General features: G+C 74.4%; 2 protein-coding genes. Both read left to right on the forward strand.

Annotated features, from left to right (window positions below):
• Positions 1-553: ABC transporter permease (locus BZL64_RS37745; protein WP_143663450.1), on the forward strand; the 553-nt coding region annotated here is incomplete at its 5' end.
• The gene (locus BZL64_RS37750; protein WP_425276114.1) at positions 553-1569 is read left to right on the forward strand and encodes an ABC transporter ATP-binding protein; all 1017 of its coding nucleotides are present in this window, start codon (positions 553-555) and stop codon (positions 1567-1569) included. The genes BZL64_RS37745 and BZL64_RS37750, both read left to right, overlap by 1 nt.
• Positions 1570-1848 lie beyond the last annotated feature (279 nt).

Raw genomic sequence — 1848 nt, forward strand, 5'->3', positions numbered from 1 at the left:
GGCGGCGCTGACGCGGCGGGACGCGGGGCGGCTGGTCCGCGGGTTCGACGCGCTGCTGATGCTGCCGCTGGGCGTCTCCGCGGTGACCGTCGGCTTCGGCTTCCTGATCGCGCTCGACGAACCTCCGCTGGATCTGCGGGCCACCTGGATCCTGGTGCCGCTCGCGCAGGCGCTGGTCGGCGTGCCCTTCGTGGTGCGGACCATGCTGCCGGTGCTGCGGGCCGTGGACGAGCGGCTGCGGGAGGCGGCGGCCGTGCTCGGGGCGTCGCCGTGGCGGGTGTGGCGGGAGGTGGATCTGCCGATGGTGCGGCGGGCGCTGCTGGTCGCCGCCGGGTTCGCCTTCGCCGTGTCGCTGGGCGAGTTCGGGGCGACGGTGTTCATCGCACGGCCCGACAACCCGACCCTGCCGGTCGCCGTGGCGCGGCTGCTGGGGCGGGCCGGAGAGCTGAACTACGGGCAGGCGATGGCCCTTTCGACGATTCTGATGCTGGTGTGCGCGATCGCCCTGCTGGTGCTGGAGCGGCTGCGCACCGACCGTACGGGGGAGTTCTGATGCTGCGGCTCGAAGGCGCGACCGTGCGGTTCGGGGGACGGGCGGTGCTGGATGCCGTCGATCTCGACGTGGTCGAGCACGAGGTGGTGTGTGTGCTCGGGCCCAGCGGCAGCGGCAAGTCGACGTTGCTGCGGGCGGTGGCCGGGCTGCAGCCGCTGGACGCGGGACGCGTGGTGCTCGACGGACGCGACCAGGCGGGCGTGCCCGCGCACCGGCGGGGGCTGGGGCTGATGTTCCAGGATCATCAGCTGTTCCCGCAGCGGGACGTCGGCGGCAACGTCGCCTTCGGGCTGCGCATGCGCGGCACCGACCGGCGCCGGCAGGGGGAACGGGTACGGGAGTTGCTCGAACTGGTCGGGCTGCCGCAGGCCGGTCGGCGGTCTGTCGCCTCGCTCTCCGGCGGTGAGCAGCAGCGGGTGGCGCTGGCCCGCGCGCTGGCGCCGAGTCCGCGGCTGCTGATGCTGGACGAGCCGCTCGGTCAGCTCGACCGTTCGCTGCGGGAGCGGCTGGTCGTCGAACTGCGGGAACTGTTCGGGCGGTTGGGCACCACGGTGCTCGCGGTCACCCACGACCAGGGCGAGGCCTTCGCGCTGGCCGACCGGGTCGTGGTGATGCGGGACGGGCGGATCGCCCAGTCCGGTACGCCTCTTGAGGTGTGGCAGCGGCCCGCGGACGCGTTCGTGGCCGGCTTCCTCGGCTTCGACAACGTGGTGCGGGCGAGCGTCGTCGAGGAGGCCGCGGACACGCCGTGGGGCAAGGTGCCGGTGCCTGCGGGCTCCCCGCAGGGTGCCCGCACGCTGCTGGTGCGGCCGGCCGGCGTGCGGCTGGTCGACGCGGAACTCGGCCTGCCCTGCACGGTCGCCGCCCGCACCTTCAAGGGCACCCATGTCGCCGTCCGCCTTCAGCCGCAGGACGGGCCGCGCCTGGAGGCGGCGTGCGCGCTGCGGCTGGCGCCGGAGGTCGGGGACACGGTCGGGGTGGAGTTCGACGCGGCGGAAATCGTGGTCCTCGACTGATCGTCGCGCCCGTACGGTGGAGCGCGGTGAGCGGGGCGCCGGAGCAGCTCGTCCGAAGCGAGCAGGTGCCTTGGCACGGCGGGCCGGGCGAGCGGGCGCTGCTGGAGTTCTGGTTGGAGAGGACGAGCTTCGGCTGAAGCGGCGAGTGCCCGCCCCCGTGCGGGACTTCCGCGGGGGCGGGCACTCGGGCGGGTCAGCGGTTGCCGGTGCCCTTGCGGCGCATGCCGAAGAAGACCGCTCCGCCGCCCACGGCGACGAGGGCGGCGGAGCGGTCTTCTT

This window comes from Streptomyces bobili, assembly GCF_002154575.1.
GTDB lineage: Bacteria > Actinomycetota > Actinomycetes > Streptomycetales > Streptomycetaceae > Streptomyces > Streptomyces bobili.